This is a genomic window from Hyphomicrobium denitrificans 1NES1, from assembly GCF_000230975.2.
Lineage (GTDB): Bacteria > Pseudomonadota > Alphaproteobacteria > Rhizobiales > Hyphomicrobiaceae > Hyphomicrobium_B > Hyphomicrobium_B denitrificans_A.
In genome coordinates this window covers 1,071,478-1,088,375 of sequence record NC_021172.1, presented here as the reverse complement: position 1 = coordinate 1,088,375, position 16,898 = coordinate 1,071,478, and the positions used below count along the sequence as shown (strand labels likewise).

The 16,898-nt window shown below is 58.0% G+C and carries 19 protein-coding genes and 2 tRNA genes; 13 read left to right on the top strand and 8 right to left on the bottom strand.

What is annotated here, in order from left to right; translation table 11 throughout:
- Positions 1–250 precede the first annotated feature (250 nt).
- On the top strand, positions 251–1,204 hold the full coding sequence (locus HYPDE_RS05195) for an IS1595 family transposase (RefSeq protein ID WP_041320893.1): 954 nt from the start codon (positions 251–253) through the stop codon (positions 1,202–1,204).
- Positions 1,205–1,238: 34 nt separating this feature from the next.
- Here the strand turns inward: HYPDE_RS05195 and HYPDE_RS05190 are convergent, their stop codons facing one another.
- Both HYPDE_RS05190 and HYPDE_RS05185 read right to left on the bottom strand, forming a co-directional pair.
- Positions 1,239–1,721, bottom strand: coding sequence for a hypothetical protein (locus HYPDE_RS05190; protein ID WP_015597339.1), 483 nt, complete (start codon positions 1,719–1,721; stop codon positions 1,239–1,241).
- Positions 1,722–2,207: 486 nt separating this feature from the next.
- Positions 2,208–2,999 (bottom strand): hypothetical protein, encoded by a 792-nt coding sequence (locus HYPDE_RS05185; RefSeq protein ID WP_144061210.1) that lies wholly within the window; start codon positions 2,997–2,999, stop codon positions 2,208–2,210.
- Positions 3,000–3,184: 185 nt separating this feature from the next.
- Between HYPDE_RS05185 and HYPDE_RS19075 the strand changes: the two genes are divergently transcribed.
- Positions 3,185–3,529 (top strand): c-type cytochrome, encoded by a 345-nt coding sequence (locus HYPDE_RS19075; protein WP_015597337.1) that lies wholly within the window; start codon positions 3,185–3,187, stop codon positions 3,527–3,529.
- Between the two features lie 522 nt (positions 3,530–4,051).
- Here the strand turns inward: HYPDE_RS19075 and HYPDE_RS19070 are convergent.
- The gene (locus HYPDE_RS19070; protein ID WP_144061209.1) at positions 4,052–4,171 is read right to left on the bottom strand and encodes a cytochrome c maturation protein CcmE; all 120 of its coding nucleotides are present in this window, start codon (positions 4,169–4,171) and stop codon (positions 4,052–4,054) included.
- A 54-nt stretch (positions 4,172–4,225) separates the two neighbouring features.
- On the opposite strand from HYPDE_RS19070, the gene HYPDE_RS19805 reads away from it, so the two are divergent.
- Positions 4,226–4,387 carry a hypothetical protein gene (locus HYPDE_RS19805; protein ID WP_432263862.1) on the top strand — a complete coding sequence of 54 codons (162 nt, stop codon included), beginning with the start codon at positions 4,226–4,228 and terminating at the stop codon, positions 4,385–4,387.
- A 273-nt stretch (positions 4,388–4,660) separates the two neighbouring features.
- Here the strand turns inward: HYPDE_RS19805 and HYPDE_RS05175 are convergent.
- Positions 4,661–4,745: transfer RNA gene (locus HYPDE_RS05175), tRNA-Tyr, on the bottom strand.
- A 291-nt stretch (positions 4,746–5,036) separates the two neighbouring features.
- Between HYPDE_RS05175 and rlmB the strand changes: the two genes are divergently transcribed.
- A complete protein-coding gene (gene rlmB / locus HYPDE_RS05170) occupies positions 5,037–5,819 on the top strand; it encodes a 23S rRNA (guanosine(2251)-2'-O)-methyltransferase RlmB (protein ID WP_015597334.1) in 783 nt (260 codons plus the stop codon).
- Positions 5,820–5,880: 61 nt separating this feature from the next.
- On the opposite strand, the gene HYPDE_RS05165 is transcribed toward rlmB, so the two are convergent.
- Positions 5,881–6,204 carry a hypothetical protein gene (locus HYPDE_RS05165; protein WP_015597333.1) on the bottom strand — a complete coding sequence of 108 codons (324 nt, stop codon included), beginning with the start codon at positions 6,202–6,204 and terminating at the stop codon, positions 5,881–5,883.
- Positions 6,205–6,384: 180 nt separating this feature from the next.
- The gene (locus HYPDE_RS05160; protein ID WP_015597332.1) at positions 6,385–6,726 is read right to left on the bottom strand and encodes a hypothetical protein; all 342 of its coding nucleotides are present in this window, start codon (positions 6,724–6,726) and stop codon (positions 6,385–6,387) included.
- 673 nt (positions 6,727–7,399) lie between these two features.
- Between HYPDE_RS05160 and HYPDE_RS05155 the strand changes: the two genes are divergently transcribed.
- Positions 7,400–7,474, top strand: a tRNA-Thr gene (locus HYPDE_RS05155).
- Positions 7,475–7,593: 119 nt separating this feature from the next.
- On the opposite strand, the gene HYPDE_RS05150 is transcribed toward HYPDE_RS05155, so the two are convergent.
- A complete protein-coding gene (locus tag HYPDE_RS05150) occupies positions 7,594–7,962 on the bottom strand; it encodes an SGNH hydrolase domain-containing protein (protein ID WP_015597329.1) in 369 nt (122 codons plus the stop codon).
- A gap of 450 nt (positions 7,963–8,412) precedes the next feature.
- Here HYPDE_RS05150 and HYPDE_RS05145 point away from each other — a divergent pair, with 450 nt between their 5' ends.
- The 3 genes from HYPDE_RS05145 (at position 8,413) to HYPDE_RS05135 (ending at position 11,278) form a co-directional block, all read left to right on the top strand.
- Positions 8,413–9,072, top strand: coding sequence for a peroxiredoxin (locus HYPDE_RS05145; RefSeq protein ID WP_015597328.1), 660 nt, complete (start codon positions 8,413–8,415; stop codon positions 9,070–9,072).
- 112 nt (positions 9,073–9,184) lie between these two features.
- Positions 9,185–10,216, top strand: a complete 1,032-nt coding sequence (locus HYPDE_RS05140) for an MBL fold metallo-hydrolase (protein WP_015597327.1) — start codon at positions 9,185–9,187, stop codon at positions 10,214–10,216.
- 27 nt (positions 10,217–10,243) lie between these two features.
- A complete protein-coding gene (locus HYPDE_RS05135; RefSeq protein WP_015597326.1) occupies positions 10,244–11,278 on the top strand; it encodes a cysteine synthase A in 1,035 nt (344 codons plus the stop codon).
- A 25-nt stretch (positions 11,279–11,303) separates the two neighbouring features.
- On the opposite strand, the gene HYPDE_RS05130 is transcribed toward HYPDE_RS05135, so the two are convergent.
- Positions 11,304–11,777, bottom strand: coding sequence for an SRPBCC family protein (locus tag HYPDE_RS05130; RefSeq protein WP_051112047.1), 474 nt, complete (start codon positions 11,775–11,777; stop codon positions 11,304–11,306).
- A 268-nt stretch (positions 11,778–12,045) separates the two neighbouring features.
- Between HYPDE_RS05130 and HYPDE_RS05125 the strand changes: the two genes are divergently transcribed.
- The 5 genes from HYPDE_RS05125 (at position 12,046) to HYPDE_RS05105 (ending at position 16,898) form a co-directional block, all read left to right on the top strand.
- Entirely contained in the window at positions 12,046–12,435 is a 390-nt protein-coding gene (locus HYPDE_RS05125; RefSeq protein WP_015597324.1) for a YciI family protein, read from the top strand.
- Between the two features lies 1 nt (position 12,436).
- Positions 12,437–13,690, top strand: coding sequence for an RNA polymerase sigma factor (locus HYPDE_RS05120; protein ID WP_015597323.1), 1,254 nt, complete (start codon positions 12,437–12,439; stop codon positions 13,688–13,690).
- A 70-nt stretch (positions 13,691–13,760) separates the two neighbouring features.
- Positions 13,761–14,168 carry a VOC family protein gene (locus tag HYPDE_RS05115; RefSeq protein WP_041320887.1) on the top strand — a complete coding sequence of 136 codons (408 nt, stop codon included), beginning with the start codon at positions 13,761–13,763 and terminating at the stop codon, positions 14,166–14,168.
- 29 nt (positions 14,169–14,197) lie between these two features.
- Positions 14,198–14,551 (top strand): hypothetical protein, encoded by a 354-nt coding sequence (locus HYPDE_RS05110; protein WP_041320886.1) that lies wholly within the window; start codon positions 14,198–14,200, stop codon positions 14,549–14,551.
- A gap of 547 nt (positions 14,552–15,098) precedes the next feature.
- Complete coding sequence (locus HYPDE_RS05105; protein ID WP_015597319.1) at positions 15,099–16,898, top strand: hypothetical protein; 1,800 nt, start codon at positions 15,099–15,101, stop codon at positions 16,896–16,898.

Below are 16,898 nucleotides of genomic sequence, written 5' to 3'. Positions count from 1 at the left end.
ATGGCGGAGCACGTAAGCAGAGCGCAGTGAGTCGAGCGGACGTGCAGGACCTACATCCAGCTAAGAGCGAGACAACATTAAAGCTGTAAATAGTTCTCGGAACGTATGCGTTGTGACATTAAGTGATTGATTCTCTTTGTGGATGAAGGACTTGAACCTTGGGCCCGCTGATCAATAGCGCCAGCACGGGGATATTATACTTGCCAAACCCAAGGTGATTTGCTATATTGCAATCATTGAGGGATTCGCCATGTCGCTACTTTCGCAAAAGCATCTGCAAAACGAAGAAGACGCCTACAAGTGGGTTGAGGCTCGCATCTGGCCGAACGGTGCCCAGTGCCCGCACTGCTTTGAGCAGAAGCGTGTCTCCAAGATGGAAGGTAAAGCCACCCGCTTTGGCCTCTACAAGTGCTACGCCTGCCGCAAACAGTTCCGCGTCACTGTCGGGACCATCTTCGAAAAGAGCCACGTGCCGCTGTATCTGTGGCTGCAGGCCTTCTACCTGATCGCGGGCTCCAAGAAGGGCATCTCGGCCAATCAGCTTCACCGAACCTTGGGTGTGACCCTCAAAACCGCTTGGTTCATGGGCCATCGCATCAGGGAAGCCATGCGGATCGGTTCGCTTACCCATCCGATGGGTGGCGAAGGCAAGGTTGTTGAAGCCGACGAGACTTTCTATGGCCGCACCTCAACCCACCCGAAGGGACGCAAAACCAAGTTTGACAAGGCAATGCATAAGAATGTGATCTTTGCGCTTGTGGAGCGCGGCGGCAGCGTCCGCAGCTATCACGTTTCTGGCGCGACCGTTGCCGAGGTCATCCCGATCATCAACGCCAACGTAAAGCGCGAAACGGCGATGATGACCGACAGTGCCAAGCTCTACAAATTCCAGTTGAGCCAGTTCGCCAGCCATGACCGCATCTATCACGGAAAGAAAGAATACGTTCGCTATGTCCCGGAAGGCCCGACCATCCATAGCAACACCGTCGAGAACTACTTCTCAGTATTCAAACGTGGAATGCGCGGTACCTACCAGCACTGCAAGGAAAAGCATCTGCATCGGTATCTGGCGGAGTTTGACTTCCGCTATAACAACCGCGTTGCGCTCGGAATTGACGACGAAACTCGCGCTTCGAAGATGATCAAGGGCGCACAAGGCAGGCGGTTAACCTATCGAAAAGCTGGTAGCGCCCGTGCAGAGTAAAAAGAAGACCAAGCCTAGGGCTTGGTCTTCGCCATCAATGGCCATTCATATTTTGTAGCGAATTCGCCTGAGGCGCTTTTTCCAACCTCGCAAATCGCCAGTTCTTTCCCTCGCGCGCAACATCGCCCTTAGTCTTCATTCGATGGGATAAGGCAGACCACACATTATTGACGGGGTTTTCTGTCGTTTGCGGAAATCCTGACCGCAAAAGTAAGTCTGTTACTTCTCTGGTTGAAAGCGCTCGGCCCTGATTGTCCTTGAGAATTCTCGCCACAGCATCGCCAATGCCCGTATTGCCAGTTGCTGGCGGGGAAACAAAGTGGCCCAATGGGGCATCAGCAGTCGCATCCATCACAAAAACAGGGCGAACGGGCTGGCTTACGGCGGCGGTACCTGATGGAGCTAACTGAGCCATAGCCTCCAACATACTGATTGTGCGCTCCAACTCGTCCCGCTTGGCGCGCAAATCGGCTATTACAGCAGCGTAGTTAGCTGTGGACATAGAATCGGTGCTCATTGGCTGAGCCCTCCAAATTGGTGTAGAGAAGCGGGACGGGCGGCACGCATGCGGCCCGTCCCTAAGCCCTATTGGGTGCCCGAAAGGGCGGGATTATTATTTAGCCGTCATTCTCACCTCCGCTTTCACGTTGCTGGGATGGGGTGGTGCGCTAGTCGGGCCCGTAAAAGGGCTCACCAGAGGCAAGCCGGGATCTGACCCCGAGCTTGCCTCTTGCTTATCAGCCCAATGCCATGCTCGCCGCAACCGGAGACAAGAAGCAATTCACAGCTTTCTGGTGTTGTCTTGGGCGCGGACCCAAGCATCTGATTCTGACTCCGCATGGAACGGACAAATCATGGTATGCTGATGAGAGAAGAAGCGAGCTTTGAAAAATGCCCAAACGCAAAGAACCAGAACTAGACCCCAAAGAGCAGTTCAAACGGTTTCAGGAAACCGCGAAGGAACACGGGGTGGATGAGAGCGGTAGAGAGGCTGAACACGCCTTTAAGAAGCTTGCTCGTCCGAAGAAGAAGGCTTCGAACGAGAATTGATGTAGTGGGCGCGCCGATGCTCTCGGGCTTTGATCATGTCTTCATGCCAATGAGTTAAAAACTCCTCGTCCATCAGCATCGATATTTGGTTGCCCCTTTTGGTGCTGAGGAAGTGACCAGCCTCGAAATCCTCCATTGCTCTTCCCGCCAAGTAGTCCGCAGCCTCAAGGCTCCGAAACTGGCCCTTCGCCGAAGATGCAAAACCATTCAGCATCTCAGCATACATTGCTGGCCTGTATTTAGCTCCTATGGTTCGCCGGATGTCTTCGTAGATCACGCTCGCATCCGCCGCGTCCGGGCCCTGCTCAAGAAGGAACTGAACTTTGGCTTTCGGCACCTGCTTGGCGATCTTTTGGCACACGAGAAACCGAATAACTCTGAAGCAAAGCCCGTAATCGGAATCAGCCTTGAAGTGTCTGATGTTCTGCATTGCCTTCTTCACCTTGGCGTGTGTTTTCTTTTCCACGGCAACGGCAATCGTGAAGGGAATGCAGTTTCTTATAGCCTTCTCTTGCGCTTTGATCAGGTTTCGGCACTTGAGATCACCCCAATTCTCAAAATCGCCCTTGCGATCATCGAAGTCGCATTTGTGAAAAATACCAATACCTTTGCTTTTCATGAGGCGGTCCCATTTTTGTTCGAGATCGCTCCATTGCTCCAACGTACCAACCCCGCCAGCGACGATGACGTGCGGGCGCCTGTCTTTCCCAACTTCATCCAGACGGACGCTAAAGATTGCGGTCACGGTGTCAGGGCCCGGTAAAAAGCCAAAAAGCAAGCGGTAGGCGTTGGTAAACCGCTTTACACCGATTTGCGATTTTTGGGTTTGGGAAGTACAATATGCCGGCCAGCACCCAAGAACGTACTGAGGACAGCAGAACAAGAAAGTGACTCCCGCTCACGGTGCACAACGGCAAAACCGGAGTGCGCATGGCTCATACCTTGAAGGGTAAACTCATGCAGCGGTTGTGGTTCAGAGTCTCGGTAGGTCTGCTGTTTCTTTGCTGTTCGGTACCGACCGATGCAGCTGATAACGAAAACGGCAAAGATCTCCTTCAAAAGAACTGTGGCCGTTGTCATGCACTAGCAGCGGAAACCGCGAGCCCGCTCAAAGAAGCACCGAACCTTTGGATCGTCCTCCGTTCATACCCGACTGAGCGGTTGGAATTTGAACTGGCTGAGGGGATTGGCTCACGACACAAAGACATGCCGCAGATTCAGTTTTCATCAGAAGACATTTATAAAATTGAGAGTTACCTTTCTGGTGATAGATAAATCCTGCGAGTGATGGGTCAGAGCAAACCGATAGGTGCAAGTAGCTTACGTTGCCTGTAAAGACTGCCTATCTTCCCCGCTTGTAATCCTCAATCTCACGTCTGCTCACATACCCCGAATCTCCCAATGCTCTGAGGCAGCTCTCAGACAGCTGATGGCGATGAGCCCGCATGCACGCTCTTAACGACGCGCTTGGGGGAGATGTGACCTTATATGGACTGCAGTAAGCGACGTAGTCCGACGAGCAAGCATCCTTCAACCTGTCACTTACAGCTACGGCCACGCTGGAATGGGCGAGAAATATTGCGAGCAAGAGTATCTGTCTCATTTCTGAATCCGCATGTTCTTCTGACACGAAGGGGGCGGACTATCGCACCGTACAATCATTTCCGCCATCTAGTCCTGATGCGGTAGGAGAGGACTATTTTCTCTCGCCATAAGGGGGTAACCGCCGCGCATCTCTTCGGGTGTCAGCTGCAGACGAGAGACAGGTCGCCGTTTTTTTGATGCGAATCAGCTGCGCTATCGAGCGGTTGCGCCAGACTTGGGACTCCGGAGCGCAGCAGCAGCTTCGCGAGGCATATAGTTTTCATCGTGCTTCGCCAGGATCGTGGAGGCTCGAAACGCACCCTGCCGATACATATTAGAAGCGAATTATATCACTGCGCCGGTCAAAAAGCTGAGTACCGCGCAGTAATGACTTGGGACGAAAACTTTAACGGTTGGATGTGGGCTATTATCAAGGGAAGCGAGTACAATTGGATGCCGATATCAGTCATCGGCAACATCTACGAGAACCCGATCTTATTTCGGAAAATCAGCTCTCTTAAAGACTTCCTGAATATCAGCAAACTCTAGCCACGTCTTACCACCAGCGGCATGGTGATCGACACTGATACTCAGGTCTGCCCATCGTTCTCTCGGCATCTGAATTGCTCTGGCGACCATCCCGCCAAACGTACCCGAAGCGATTGGACCTCCGCCCCCAGTTGCGACCCCATTCACTACTGGTCCCCACACGCGCTCGTGCAAGTCAGCCGCCGCATCATCAACCAGGAAAAATCGACCACCCACGACCCCTCGCCGCGTGCCAAACCTGTGCCAAATTCAAGGATCATTTTGCTAAGTCATTGGTGGAGAGGGCTGGATTCGAACCAGCGTAGGCGAAGCCAACGGATTTACAGTCCGTCCCCTTTAGCCACTCGGGCACCTCTCCAAGGCCGCAGGCCGTGCCCGCAGTCCAAATGAAAGCGCCCCGCCGATCAAGGCAGGGCCTCCGCCCGCGTTATCTTCACGAGGGCCTTCCCTGTCAATCGGAAAAGCTGCAAGGTCCAACGGTTGCGCCAGCTTGCACCACCCCCGGGGGCGGCCCGCGCCGACGCCACGGCAGGCGCGTTCCAGCCGGGCAAGCCAACCAATCGCGAGAAAGACCCTGCCCAAAGACCATTTCAAAAAGCCGTGGCGCGAGAAAAATCGCTTTTCGGCGCCGGCTGGCAGCCACGCCGGCATGCCTCAACGCGCAAAATCGCTGCCGAGAGACATCGCGCGAGGGCGCGCCAGAGAGGATGCGGAGGGTCCGCTTCGGCTCTTCGGCCTGCACGCCGTCGAGGCAGCACTGAAGAACCCGGCGCGACGTATTCATCGCCTGTTGCTGACCGAAAACGCTGAGCGCCGGCTGATCGAAGCCGTCGGCCCGATTAACGCGACGATCGATCGCGTCACGCCGCGTGACCTTGATCGCCTCCTCGGTCCCGACACCGTGCATCAGGGCGTGGCACTCGAAACGGAACCGCTGCCCGAGCCGCAGTGGGACGAGTTGGCTCGCGTTTCCGATGGGCGGCCCCTGATCGTGCTCGATCAGGTCACCGACCCGCACAACGTCGGCGCGATTCTGAGATCTTCCGCCGTGTTCGGCGCCAGCGGCCTCGTGATGACGCACCGGCATAGTCCGCCGCTCAACGGCGTTCTCGCGAAGTCCGCCTCCGGCGCGCTGGACCTCATCCCCGTCGCGCTGGTCGCGAATCTGGCACGCGCGCTCGAAGAACTGCGGGACGCGGGGTTTGCACTCGTCGGCCTTGACGGCAGCGCGGATACCGCGATTGAAGATCTCGATTGGTCGCGGCCGACGGCGCTGGTTATGGGGTCCGAAGGCAAGGGTCTGAGGGAGTTGACGCGCAAGACCTGCGATAAGCTGGTTCGTATTTCAACGGACGGCCCCGTCGCCAGTCTCAACGTATCAAACGCAGCGGCCATCGCTCTCTACGCTGCCATGCAGGCGCGGCGAAAATGAAAAGCCGGTGCGGAGACTTCGCACCGGCCCGATCATCTCGCCGTGTTCGGTCCGCGCCTCTTCAGTCGCAGATCAACGGGCGCTCGCAGACATAGCGACCGCCCCGGCAGACCGTGTCACCGTATTCGTTTTCGAAGCAGCGCCGATGCGCCCAATGGCACTCCCGCGGACCACGAAAGCAGCCATCATCATAACGTGAGTAATAGCGCGGCCCGCGGTATCCGTCGGCAATCGCTGCGCCGACACCGAGACCTATGATACCGGCCGCGACGCCGAGACCAACCCCGCCGCCGCGTCCACGCCATGCCTGGGCTTCCGGTGCTGACGCCAACGTCATGCCTGCTGCAACCGATAGCGCCATAAATCCGTGCGCAAACTTCTTCATCAACTGGCCCTCCTACGTGCCGCAGCGGTGGCTCGCCTCACACAAATGGCAAAGACACCAAGACAAATGCGGCACTCAGTTCTCAATAATGATGAACTTCTAGAAACCATTAAAATATGGCGCGAACGCGCAAAGCTTGCGGCTGCGCGATGACGTCTTCCCATACAGAAGATGAACGGGTCACCAATCGCCGCGACGATGACCGCCGTAGTGGCGGCGATGCCATTCGACATGGTAGTAGCGGCGGTTCGTCGAACCCCACGACGCATAGTAGGGTGGCAGGTGCCCGCGGAAGCGATTAATCGAAGGCCCGCCCCACTCTCCTGAGTTGTAGTAGGGATAGTAACCGCGCGGATCATAATAATAGTGATAATAGCGATCGAGGGCGGCGGCTCTATCAGGATCGAACTCATGGTAGCGCAAGTCCGGCCGATGCAGCGCATCGAAAGCCGAAGCGGAATAGCTACTGACGCACAGCGCCACGGCAATCGCGGCCATAGCCGTCAAGGATTTCGTGGGCATAGGCAAACTCCCGAGTGGCCATGACGCCGCGGCATGATCGCACCCCAGCGCATGAGAATCGTTTGCCCAGATTAGCTGAAGATCGGTTTAACGCCATGCCAGTTCGGCGCCGGAACCGCGATTTTGTCCGCGCCGTAGCATCTGTGCCCGGCCGGGCTCATCCTCCACCGGCCCATTGAGGCTTACGGGACACCCAATGGCTGCGGTGGCCGGACGTATTGGCAATGACGGTCACGAAGCCGAGCGCGGTTGCGTCTGCGTCTGCGTCCACCGGCGTTCACATAGCAGACTACAAAGACACTCGCCATCAGAGACGGAAGTTTCAGCATAAGCGGCGGCACTACACCCCGGGCGGCCGTTACGATAAAGCGCCCGCGCATTGGCATCGATACAACGCGCGACCTGGTGACTGGCGCACCCGCGGCTGCATCATCGTCGGCCCGATCTGGTGGTGCCCGTGATCTAAGGAAGACTTTCAAGGGTCTATGGGGAGCAGGCATTCTGCTCCCCTTTTTTGTGAGGGGTGGCCGTCGTCCGCCCGGTTTTCACGTCGATGGGGAGCGAAACGACATCGCTGACAGCGGGCGTAGTTGACATCCCAAGATCGATGAGCGAGGTGTCGCCCGTCGTCCCTTCATTGGCACCCCATTCTCGGCGCAGTTGAAGGTACGTTGCCGGCTTAGCACAGTGGTAGTGCACCTGATTTGTAATCAGGGGGTCGTAGGTTCAAATCCTACAGCCGGCACCAGTATTTCCTTCAGAATTGCCATGCGGACAGCATCTCGCTTGTATGTGGAGAGAACCCTCGCCGTCGATCGGAATGCCCGCATCGAGCCTCCCGCCACACAATCATCCCGGATAACGATGTCAGCGCGCCGCTGCAACGTCCTGCCCCTGTTCCAGCGCTGACGCCAACGCGTCGACCATCTTGGTTACAAGATAAACCGATCCCCAGCGTGACAGGTGCGATTCATCCGAATAAATCGGACGTTTATCGTCATCGAGATTCCGGCAGGATACCTCGTCACACAAAAAGTCATAAGGGTCGATGAACGAGACCTTGTCTCCGGTTGATGCTTTGATCGCTCGATTTATGATTTCATGCTGCGCAACCCGGACGCGCTTGAGTTCCGACGTCGCACATCCGTTGCGCTGGAACGGTCGGCTCATACAGTCGAGCGGCGAGTATTCATATCCGAACCGGGGCACTCCACCGACGATGGGGCCGACAAGCATTTCGGGGTTTCGCAGACTCGAAGAAATTTCATTATAAATTCTATGGCGGCGTAGCATGCTCGGTTCCACGATGCGAGTCACCAGAACGCAAGGGGCGCGCGTCTACGTTCTTGAAGATTCCCGCGCCAGGGCGCTTTACGCAGGGCTTGATGACCGGCATCCATCGCGTTGCGATGTAGTGCGGCGTAGTGCGGCTTTGCGATCCGGCCATTTGTATTGCTGTCGCGTTCCTTCCGCGAACGACCGCCCACGACCTCGCGAAATGCCGCGCCGACCGGGCCTTCGCAAAACTCTCGCCGTTCATGCTAGAATTGAGCTGCAGGTTACGCGCGCCGCTTTTATCTAGGCGAGCCAATCCGCTATTTTAACGCCCATATAGAACAACCCGGTTGGTCAGCGATGCTCATCGCAGGTGCTGGACCGCCTAGGGTTCAACGAGAGGAGAGAGGCATGACCCTGCGCATCAACGACACGGCTCCCGATTTCACGGCCGACACGACGGACGGACCAATCCATTTCCATGACTGGATCGGCGATGGATGGGTGGTCCTGTTCTCGCACCCCAAGGATTTCACGCCGATCTGCACAACCGAGCTCGGAACCATGGCCGGACTGCAGAAGGAGTTCGACCGGCGCAACACGAAGATCATCGGCATTTCGGTCGATCCGGTCGACAGCCACCATAGGTGGAAGGGCGACATCCAAAAAGTGAGTGGTCACACCGTCAACTATCCGCTGATCGGCGACAAAGATCTCGCCGTCGCCAAGCTTTACGACATGCTGCCGGCTTCTGCTGGCGATACGTCGGAAGGGCGCTCGCCTGCCGACAACCAGACCGTGCGTTCGGTCTTCGTCATCGGGCCCGATAAGAAGGTCAAATTAATCCTGACGTATCCGATGTCGACTGGCCGCAACTTCCAGGAAATCCTGCGCGCCATCGATTCCATTCAGCTCACCGCGAAGCACCCGGTTTCGACACCGGCCGACTGGCAGCCCGGAGAAGATATCGTCATCGCTGGCTCGGTCTCTGACGAAGATGCCATCAAGCGCTTCGGTCCTTTCGAAACAATCCTGCCGTATATTCGCAAGGCAAAGCAGCCGTCGTCGTGATATAGTTGAACCGGTAGCGGGTATCCGGCGCCTCGTGGGCCGGCGGCCCGCCAATCGGCTTGGATCGCTAGATTGCTATCGACGTGCGCAAGCCAACGCGGAGACGACGACAGTGATTTTCCGTCAACTGTTTGACACCGTCTCCAGCACCTACAGCTATCTGCTCGCCAGCCGGCATGGCGCTGAAGCTCTCATCATCGATCCCGTTCTCGAAAAAGTCGACCGCTACATTCAGCTGCTGAATGAACTCGACCTACGGCTCGTGAAGGCCGTCGATACGCACCTCCACGCAGATCACATTACCGGTCTTGGCGCACTTCGCGACCGCACGCACTGCATTACCGTCATGGGCGAGCAGAGCAAGGCCGACATCGTGTCGATGCGGCTCTCCGATGGCGAAAAGCTGACGATTGAAGGCGTCAGCCTCGACGTGATTTACACGCCGGGACACACGGACGATTCCTATTCATTCATCATGCCGGACCGCGTTTTCACGGGCGACACGTTGCTGATACGCGGCACGGGCCGGACGGACTTTCAAAACGGCGACGCACGCGCCCAATACGACTCCATTTTCAATCGCCTGCTCAAGTTGCCGGACTCGACGTTTGTTTTCCCTGCGCACGACTATAAGGGCGATACTGTCAGCACCATCGGCGAGGAGAAGAACTTCAATCCGCGCCTGCGCGTAGCGTCCGTCGAAGAGTACATTGACCTGATGAACAACCTGCACCTGCCCGATCCGAAGATGATGGACGTTGCCGTACCGGCCAACATGCACGTTGGGCTGGTGCAAAATGAAATCGCGCAGCGCGGTTGGGCAGTCACGCCCTCGGAAGCGATTGCCTTTATCGGCCGCCCCGACGTCGCGTTTGTAGACTTGCGCGAACGGAACGAGCGGGAACGCAACGGTGAGATCCCGGGCTCGCTCCATGCCCCGTATCCAGCGCTGCAGGAAAATCTGCATCGGGGAGGAATCCTCCACGAACTCGCCGCAACGAAACGGATCGTCTTCTATTGCGCATTCGGCGAACGCTCGGCCATGGCCGTGCAGGCGGCTCGGGATTCCGGCCTTTCGTCGGCATGCCATATCCACGGCGGGCTCGCCGCCTGGAAGACAGCGAAAGGCCCACTGCTTCACTGATCTCGATGTGCACCCGAGGAGACAGCCTTGCGACTTGCCTTCACGCTCGCCCGCGCCGTTGGGAATACCCCACTCATCAAGCTTCGTGCCGCATCGGAAATTACGGGATGCACGATCCTCGGCAAAGCCGAGTTCATGAATCCCGGCCAGTCGGTCAAGGACCGCGCGGCGCTCTTCATCTTTGACGATGCGTGGACCAAAGGCCAGATCCGGTCAGGCGGCGTGATCGTCGAGGGAACGGCGGGAAACACGGGTATCGGACTGACCATGATCGGCAACGTCATGGGCTGCAGAACCGTCATCGTGATCCCGGACAACCAATCGATTGAGAAAAAGGATGCGCTCCGGCTCTTGGGCGCAGAGCTCGTCGAAGTACCGGTCGTTCCCTACTCGGACCCCAACAACTACGTAAATTACTCCGAACGGCTGGTCGCGGCTCTGGCCAAGACCGAACCGAACGGCGTCATCTGGGCAAACCAGTTCGACAACATCGCCAACCGGCAGGCTCACGTCGAGACAACTGCCGCGGAGATTTGGGAACAGACCCAGGGAAGAGTCCATGGCTTCGTCTCGGCGGTTGGCACAGGAGGCACGCTCGCCGGCGTTACCCAGGGACTGCGGGAGCGATGCAAAGACATTAAGATCGCGCTCGCGGATCCGCCCGGCGCGGCGCTTCACAGCTATTATACGACCGGGCAGCTGAAGGCCGAGGGATCATCCATTGCTGAGGGCATAGGCCAAACTCGCATCACGAAAAACCTCAAGGGCTTCATGCCGGATTTCTCATATCGGATCCCGGACGCAGAGGCTCTCGATATCGCTTTCAATCTGGTACGGGAAGAAGGTCTTTGCCTCGGCGCTTCAAGCGGAGTCAATATTGCGGGAGCTATTCGGCTCGCCAGAGAACTTGGGCGTGGCAAGACGATCGTGACCGTGCTGTGCGACCTCGGCATGCGGTATCAGTCGAAAATGTTCAATCCGCACTTCCTGCGGGAGAAGGGTTTGCCGGTGCCGAAGTGGCTCGAGCAAACTCCCCTGCCGCCGCCTAAAGTATTTGTCTGATCCGATCCAATACTGCGCGAGCCTTTTACTCGGCGATGTCCGGCTCGACGAGCTGCGCAAGCTGCGTAAGAGACTGCTGCCAGCCAAGATAACAGGCTTCAACCGGAATGACGGCCGGCAGGCCCGCTTGCTCGATGTTGATCTCTGTCCCTACTGAGACCGACTTGAGGGCAATCGTCACGTGCATGGTGCCGGGAAGATTCTGATCATCGAAGCTATCGGTGTAGTGGATGAGTTCATTCGGAATGAGTTCGAGGTACTCTCCGCCGAATGAATGCGCCTTTCCCGTCGTGAAGTTTGTGAACGACATCCTGAATTTGCCGCCGACCTTCGGATCCATATGATCAACCTTGCACGTAAAGCCGTTGGGCGGCAGCCATTTGGCCGTGGCGTCTGCTTCCAGGAAAGCGCGGTAGACCTTCTCGGGCTTGGTGGCAAATACGCGGTGCAAGCGAACGGTGTTCGTGGAGGTAGCGGCTGTTTTCAGTTTCTCGGACACGATGTTGCTCCCTGGTTTTCTGCGTGCAAGCGGCGCGACGGCTCCGCTTCCTGCCATCAAGACGTTCGAGACATGCCCGATCCGACAAGCGACTGAGGCGCTATTTTGTTATTTTTGCCCGAGCGGCGGCCTCCGAACTGGCTCGCGCCACGTTTCAATACAAAAATGGCGCTTCAGCTATGAAACGATGACATCACTCAAATTTTCTCTCGATCCAGTCGGACTAACCCGTACAGGACCGTCCTAGGGAAGCCCAAAAGGAGATGGCATGCTCTACACCCTGCTTTGCTATAATAAAGAAGACGTCGTGTGGTCCTGGAGCAAGGAAGAAGACGATGCGGTGATGAGCCGCCTGAATGTAGTCCACGAAAAGCTCGTCAAAGAAGGCAAGCTCGGTCCCGCGCTCCGGCTTCTGCCGACAACCACCGCCACGACTTTGCGCGCCCCTGACATGGTCATCGATGGGCCTTTCGCCGAGACGAAAGAACAGCTGCTCGGCTTTTACGTCATCGACGTTCCTGATCTCGACGCCGCGCTCGCCATTGCGCGCGAGCTTTCTGCAGCCAATCCGACAAGCGTCTATGAGATCCGTCCTGTAGCGCTCTACGTGCCGGAAGCCCGTCCGAATGCACCTAAGGATCGCGTCAAAGCTTACTGAGATGAACCAAGTCATCCATGACCCCGCCTGGATCGATAGCACATTGACTGCGGCTCGGCCGCAGGCCGTCAGTGCACTCCTCCGCTATTTCCGCGATATGGACACCGCGGAAGAGGCTTATCAGGAGGCGTGCCTCCGTGCGCTCAAAAACTGGCCGCGGAATGGACCGCCTCGCGATCCGGTTGCATGGCTGATCCTGGTGGGGCGAAACGCAACGCTCGACGGCACGCGCCGGCGCAATCGCGACGTCGCGCTGCCGCCTGATGAGATGATCTCCGATCTCACCGATGCGGAGGCTCCGCTCGTCGAGCGGCTGGATGCCTCGCACTATCGCGATGATGTTCTACGATTGCTGTTCATCTGCTGCCATCCCGAGCTTCCCGCGACGCAGCAGGTTGCGTTAGCCCTTCGCATCGTATCCGGCCTTTCGGTCGCGCAGATCGCGCGCGCCTTTCTCGTGAGCGACGCGGCAATGGAGCAGCGCATCACGCGTGCCAAAGCGCGGATTGCGAAAGCCGATGTGCCGTTCGAGACGCCGGGCCCGATCGAGCGGAGCGAGCGCCTCGCGGCGGTCGCGGCGATGATCTATTTGCTCTTCAACGAAGGCTATACCGCGGGCAATGATCCGGCGCGCGCGTCTCTCTGCGACGAAGCCATCCGACTGGCGCGGCTGCTTCTGCGTATGTTTCAAACGGAACCGGAAACCATGGGATTGACCGCGCTGATGCTTCTGCAGCAGTCGCGGCTACCGGCACGCTTCGATAGCGAGGGTGAGGTGATCCTGCTCGAAGATCAGGATCGCGTCCTCTGGAACGCGAAGCTGATCAACGAAGGCGTGGCGCTTTTGGACAAGGCGATGCGCCATAACCGACCCGGCCCCTATCAAGTCCAGGCTGCGATCGCTGCAACACACGCACGCGCTGCGCATTTCGTCGAAACGGATTGGGCTGGTATTGACGCCCTCTACGCGGCGCTGGAACGGATGCAGCCCTCGCCAGTCATTACGTTGAACCGCGCTGTGGTGACCGCGAAACTTCATGGACCAGAGGCTGGGCTCACGATGATTGCGCCTCTGGAAAAAGCTCTATCCGGCTACTTCCATTATTTCGGCACACGCGGCGCTTTTCTATTGCAGCTCGGCCGAACCGGCGAAGCACGTGCAGACTTCGACCGTGCCATAGCCTTGGCCGGAACGCCCGCACAGGCCGCCCACATTCGCCGGCATCTGGACCGACTGATTCAAGACGCCGGATAATTTTTCGGGAGCGCTGTCGGATTTCACTCAGCCTGCCCGTCCTCGGCGCACAGCCAAAGTGGAGAGCATCATGTCCAACACGACCAATCCGCCCGTCAAAGGAGGCGCGATCGTCTATCTCGCCGTCGATGGCGCCGTCAAAGCCGCCGAGTTCTACCACAAGGCGTTCGCCGGTGAGCTGGCGAGACTTTATCCGCCTGACGACAAAGGGCGAACGATGCATGCTCATCTTTACATCAATGGCTCGTCCGTGATGCTCGGAGATTTTTATCCGGAGCACGGCCATCCGGTCGTCGCTCCTGCAGCCTTCAACGTCACGCTCACCGTCGATGATACGGACGCTTGGTTCGATCGCGCCGTCGCTGCGGGCTGCACGCCGAAAATGCCGGTCTCTGACATGTTCTGGGGCGATCGGTATGGCCAAGTGCAAGACCCGTTTGGAGTGATTTGGGCGATCAACGGGCCCGTCAAAAAATAGAGCGAATGTTCAAGCAGCGGAGTGTCGTTATGAAAAGCTATCTCGCCGTATTTCTCGGAAAGCCGGAAGCGATGGAAACATGGAAGAAGTTGCCGGAAGCCAAACGTAAGGAACGAGAGCAGGCCGGCATGGCCGCGTGGCATAAATGGGTCGCGGATCACAAAGACGCGATTACCGAAATGGGTACGCCGCTCGGCAAGACAAAACGCGCCGACAAGAATGGTATAACTGACACGCGCAACGAGCTCGGAGCCTGGACGGTCGTGAAAGCGAATTCTCAGGACGAGGCCGCGAAGCTTTTCCTCAACCATCCTCACTTCACGATCTTCCCGGGAGACCGGGTGGAGGTGATGGAGTGCTTGCCGATTCCCACGATACAGTGACCGCGAACCGGAAAAATGCGACGGGCCGGGTTTTGTGCGTCCGGCCCGCCGATTCCGTTGATTGCTCTTACCGCGCGGGACTTGTGCCTGCCCCGCTAGTGCCGGAACTGTTGACGCCCCCACTCGTGCCTGTACTGCTACCGAGCGGTCGGAGTATAGGGCGCCCTGCTCTGGAATGTGCCCGGGCCGGTATTCGGTGCGTTCGTTCCCATACCTGGATTACCCATCCGGGCACCTTGGTTCATTTGCGCGCCGGTCGTTGCGCCTCGCGAGCTGCCGGCGCTGCTCGATGACGCTGCCAACGCAGGCATAGCGCCCAGAAGCGTCAGAGCAGCCGATACAGTGATCAATTTTTTCATATCCCAACCCTTCAGCTAGTCAGCCATAGTTGCAGAACGGCAATGGGCTCGCGTCGTTCCACCGAATGGAAAAAGCGCCTCAAAGGGCTATTTTAAAGCAGCCATTCGCGCGAGTGTTGCTTCCCTGTCACCTCATCAGCACGCTAACTCCGCTAAGTGTTCCATCTCAGTGTGCGTGGAGTTTGAACATGTCTGATGACATAGGGCCAAGCCGGATCGCCAGGGTCGTCGACTATATCTTTGGGCGCAACACGCTGATCGGCATTGCGTCGTTCATGCTCCTGATCATATCGGGCTATGCCACCTGGCATGGCATGCGCGATTTCATCGTCGGCGTTTCCGCGACGCCGAGCGCTCCCAACTCAAGCGGCCTCTCCGTCTCGAACGATGTTCTCGTCGTTGTCGTCGTCGTCGCACTGACGTTTCTGATGTGGCTAACATTACGCGAAACGTTCGGCGCCAAGCGCCGGCTTCGCGAACGACTGGTCACGTTTCCGCTCTATGTGTTCCTTGCCATCTGGTCGATCGGGTTCGGATATGGGTTCTGGTGGAGCCTGATTTCGGGCGAAGAAGCAACACGCACCGGCCTCGCCGGTCTCCAGGAAGATGCGCGCGACGCGAGTGCTGCCGTTGCAGCGCGTCTCGATGCCGTGCGCGGTCAGCTCGACAACGTCGTCACCTGGTCTGAAAGCCAGATGACGCGCGAAGAAACGAGCGGCGGCAGTTGCGGCGTACCATCCGGTGCCGGCAAAGGCCCGCTTTACAATGCGCGCCGCAGCGTCCGCGATTCCGTCGCGGCCTTGCGCGACGGTATGACAAAGTCGTGGCTCGAACCCGTACAGGCCGATGTCCAATCCCTGCGCCAGGCTGCCGACGTGCTCGGCGGAGCGACAATCGAAGAGCGGCAACGGAATTTCGAGAACAAGGCCACCGAAATCCGCGGGCTTGCCCGTAATATCGCGGCGCGCAGCAATCAGCTTGGACGTTCGACGGCGGCGGAGATGCGCGCACTTGCCGATTCCGTCGCCGTGCCGCCGGGGAAATCCGGATCGTCATGCTACGATCCGACACTTGCCGAGCGGCTTCGCGCTGCTGCCGATCAAGCCGATCAGCCGGCCGAACTGAAATTGCGCGAAGCAGTCTTCAACGAGGGGCCAGCCGGCGTCGCTAACGCCGTCAAAAATCTTTGGGGTAACATTGGCGCCTATACGTCAAGTGCGTTCCGCTACGTCTTTTCGGGCGGCAAAGTCGTAACGGCGGGCCACACCGACCAGGGCGAACCGATCACGGGCCGCGACGTCATCGCGCTGCTCGCGACCATCGGCATCGACATGGGATTGCTGGCAATGGCGATCCTCAACCCGCCGCGTGAGCCGCCATCAGTCCGCCCCTCGGGCGCCCTGGCGCGCCAGATCCGCGATGCAATCGACACCGCCGTAAGCCGAGCTCCGGGTGCCGATCTCGAGTGGGTGCGCCGGCATTTCGTGCATCACAACAAGGCGTCCTATCTGGTAATACCGAACCTCTATAGCTGCGATCCCGAGAACAGGGATGAAGCTGCGAAGGGCATGGCGATCAATCAGCTGGCTGGTGTGCTGAGCGACCTGGAACTCGTCAGATGGCCAAAGGGCGGCCGATGGTGGCTTTTGCAGGAGAACGAACTGAAGGAGCTGAAACGGGAAGAATCGCAGGCAAGCGATACGGACTTGACGGAAATCCGGAAGAAATGGGCCGAAGAGCAGGGCATGGCGGGCGACGAACTCAAAAAGTACGTCGACAAGCGGGCCGTCCGAAATCACGGCCTGTTTTCGAAGGCCGAGCGGGCTCTGCAGATCGCCGGCTGGAGCGAGGCCGCTCGTAACGACATCGAAATTTTCAAGCTCGTCAATACCGAGGGGCTGACGCCGCTCCTTATGGTGCTGAACGAGCCCCGCAGTTCGACTTCCCATGGCAACGGCGATAGGCGGCCGGCCGGCGATGCTGCATAG

What these genes read in the sequence shown, in the direction of transcription:
- HYPDE_RS05195 (WP_041320893.1), top strand. Translation starts at nt 251, where the DNA reads ATGTCGCTACTTTCGCAAAAGCATCTGCAAAACGAAGAAGACGCCTAC.
- HYPDE_RS05190 (WP_015597339.1), bottom strand. Translation starts at nt 1,721, where the DNA reads ATGAGCACCGATTCTATGTCCACAGCTAACTACGCTGCTGTAATAGCC.
- HYPDE_RS19075 (WP_015597337.1), top strand. Translation starts at nt 3,185, where the DNA reads ATGGCTCATACCTTGAAGGGTAAACTCATGCAGCGGTTGTGGTTCAGA.
- HYPDE_RS19070 (WP_144061209.1), bottom strand. Translation starts at nt 4,171, where the DNA reads ATGTATCGGCAGGGTGCGTTTCGAGCCTCCACGATCCTGGCGAAGCAC.
- HYPDE_RS19805 (WP_432263862.1), top strand. Translation starts at nt 4,226, where the DNA reads ATGACTTGGGACGAAAACTTTAACGGTTGGATGTGGGCTATTATCAAG.
- rlmB (WP_015597334.1), top strand. Translation starts at nt 5,037, where the DNA reads ATGCCTCAACGCGCAAAATCGCTGCCGAGAGACATCGCGCGAGGGCGC.
- HYPDE_RS05165 (WP_015597333.1), bottom strand. Translation starts at nt 6,204, where the DNA reads ATGAAGAAGTTTGCGCACGGATTTATGGCGCTATCGGTTGCAGCAGGC.
- HYPDE_RS05160 (WP_015597332.1), bottom strand. Translation starts at nt 6,726, where the DNA reads ATGCCCACGAAATCCTTGACGGCTATGGCCGCGATTGCCGTGGCGCTG.
- HYPDE_RS05150 (WP_015597329.1), bottom strand. Translation starts at nt 7,962, where the DNA reads ATGCTTGTCGGCCCCATCGTCGGTGGAGTGCCCCGGTTCGGATATGAA.
- HYPDE_RS05145 (WP_015597328.1), top strand. Translation starts at nt 8,413, where the DNA reads ATGACCCTGCGCATCAACGACACGGCTCCCGATTTCACGGCCGACACG.
- HYPDE_RS05125 (WP_015597324.1), top strand. Translation starts at nt 12,046, where the DNA reads ATGCTCTACACCCTGCTTTGCTATAATAAAGAAGACGTCGTGTGGTCC.
- HYPDE_RS05120 (WP_015597323.1), top strand. Translation starts at nt 12,437, where the DNA reads ATGAACCAAGTCATCCATGACCCCGCCTGGATCGATAGCACATTGACT.
- HYPDE_RS05115 (WP_041320887.1), top strand. Translation starts at nt 13,761, where the DNA reads ATGTCCAACACGACCAATCCGCCCGTCAAAGGAGGCGCGATCGTCTAT.
- HYPDE_RS05110 (WP_041320886.1), top strand. Translation starts at nt 14,198, where the DNA reads ATGAAAAGCTATCTCGCCGTATTTCTCGGAAAGCCGGAAGCGATGGAA.
- HYPDE_RS05105 (WP_015597319.1), top strand. Translation starts at nt 15,099, where the DNA reads ATGTCTGATGACATAGGGCCAAGCCGGATCGCCAGGGTCGTCGACTAT.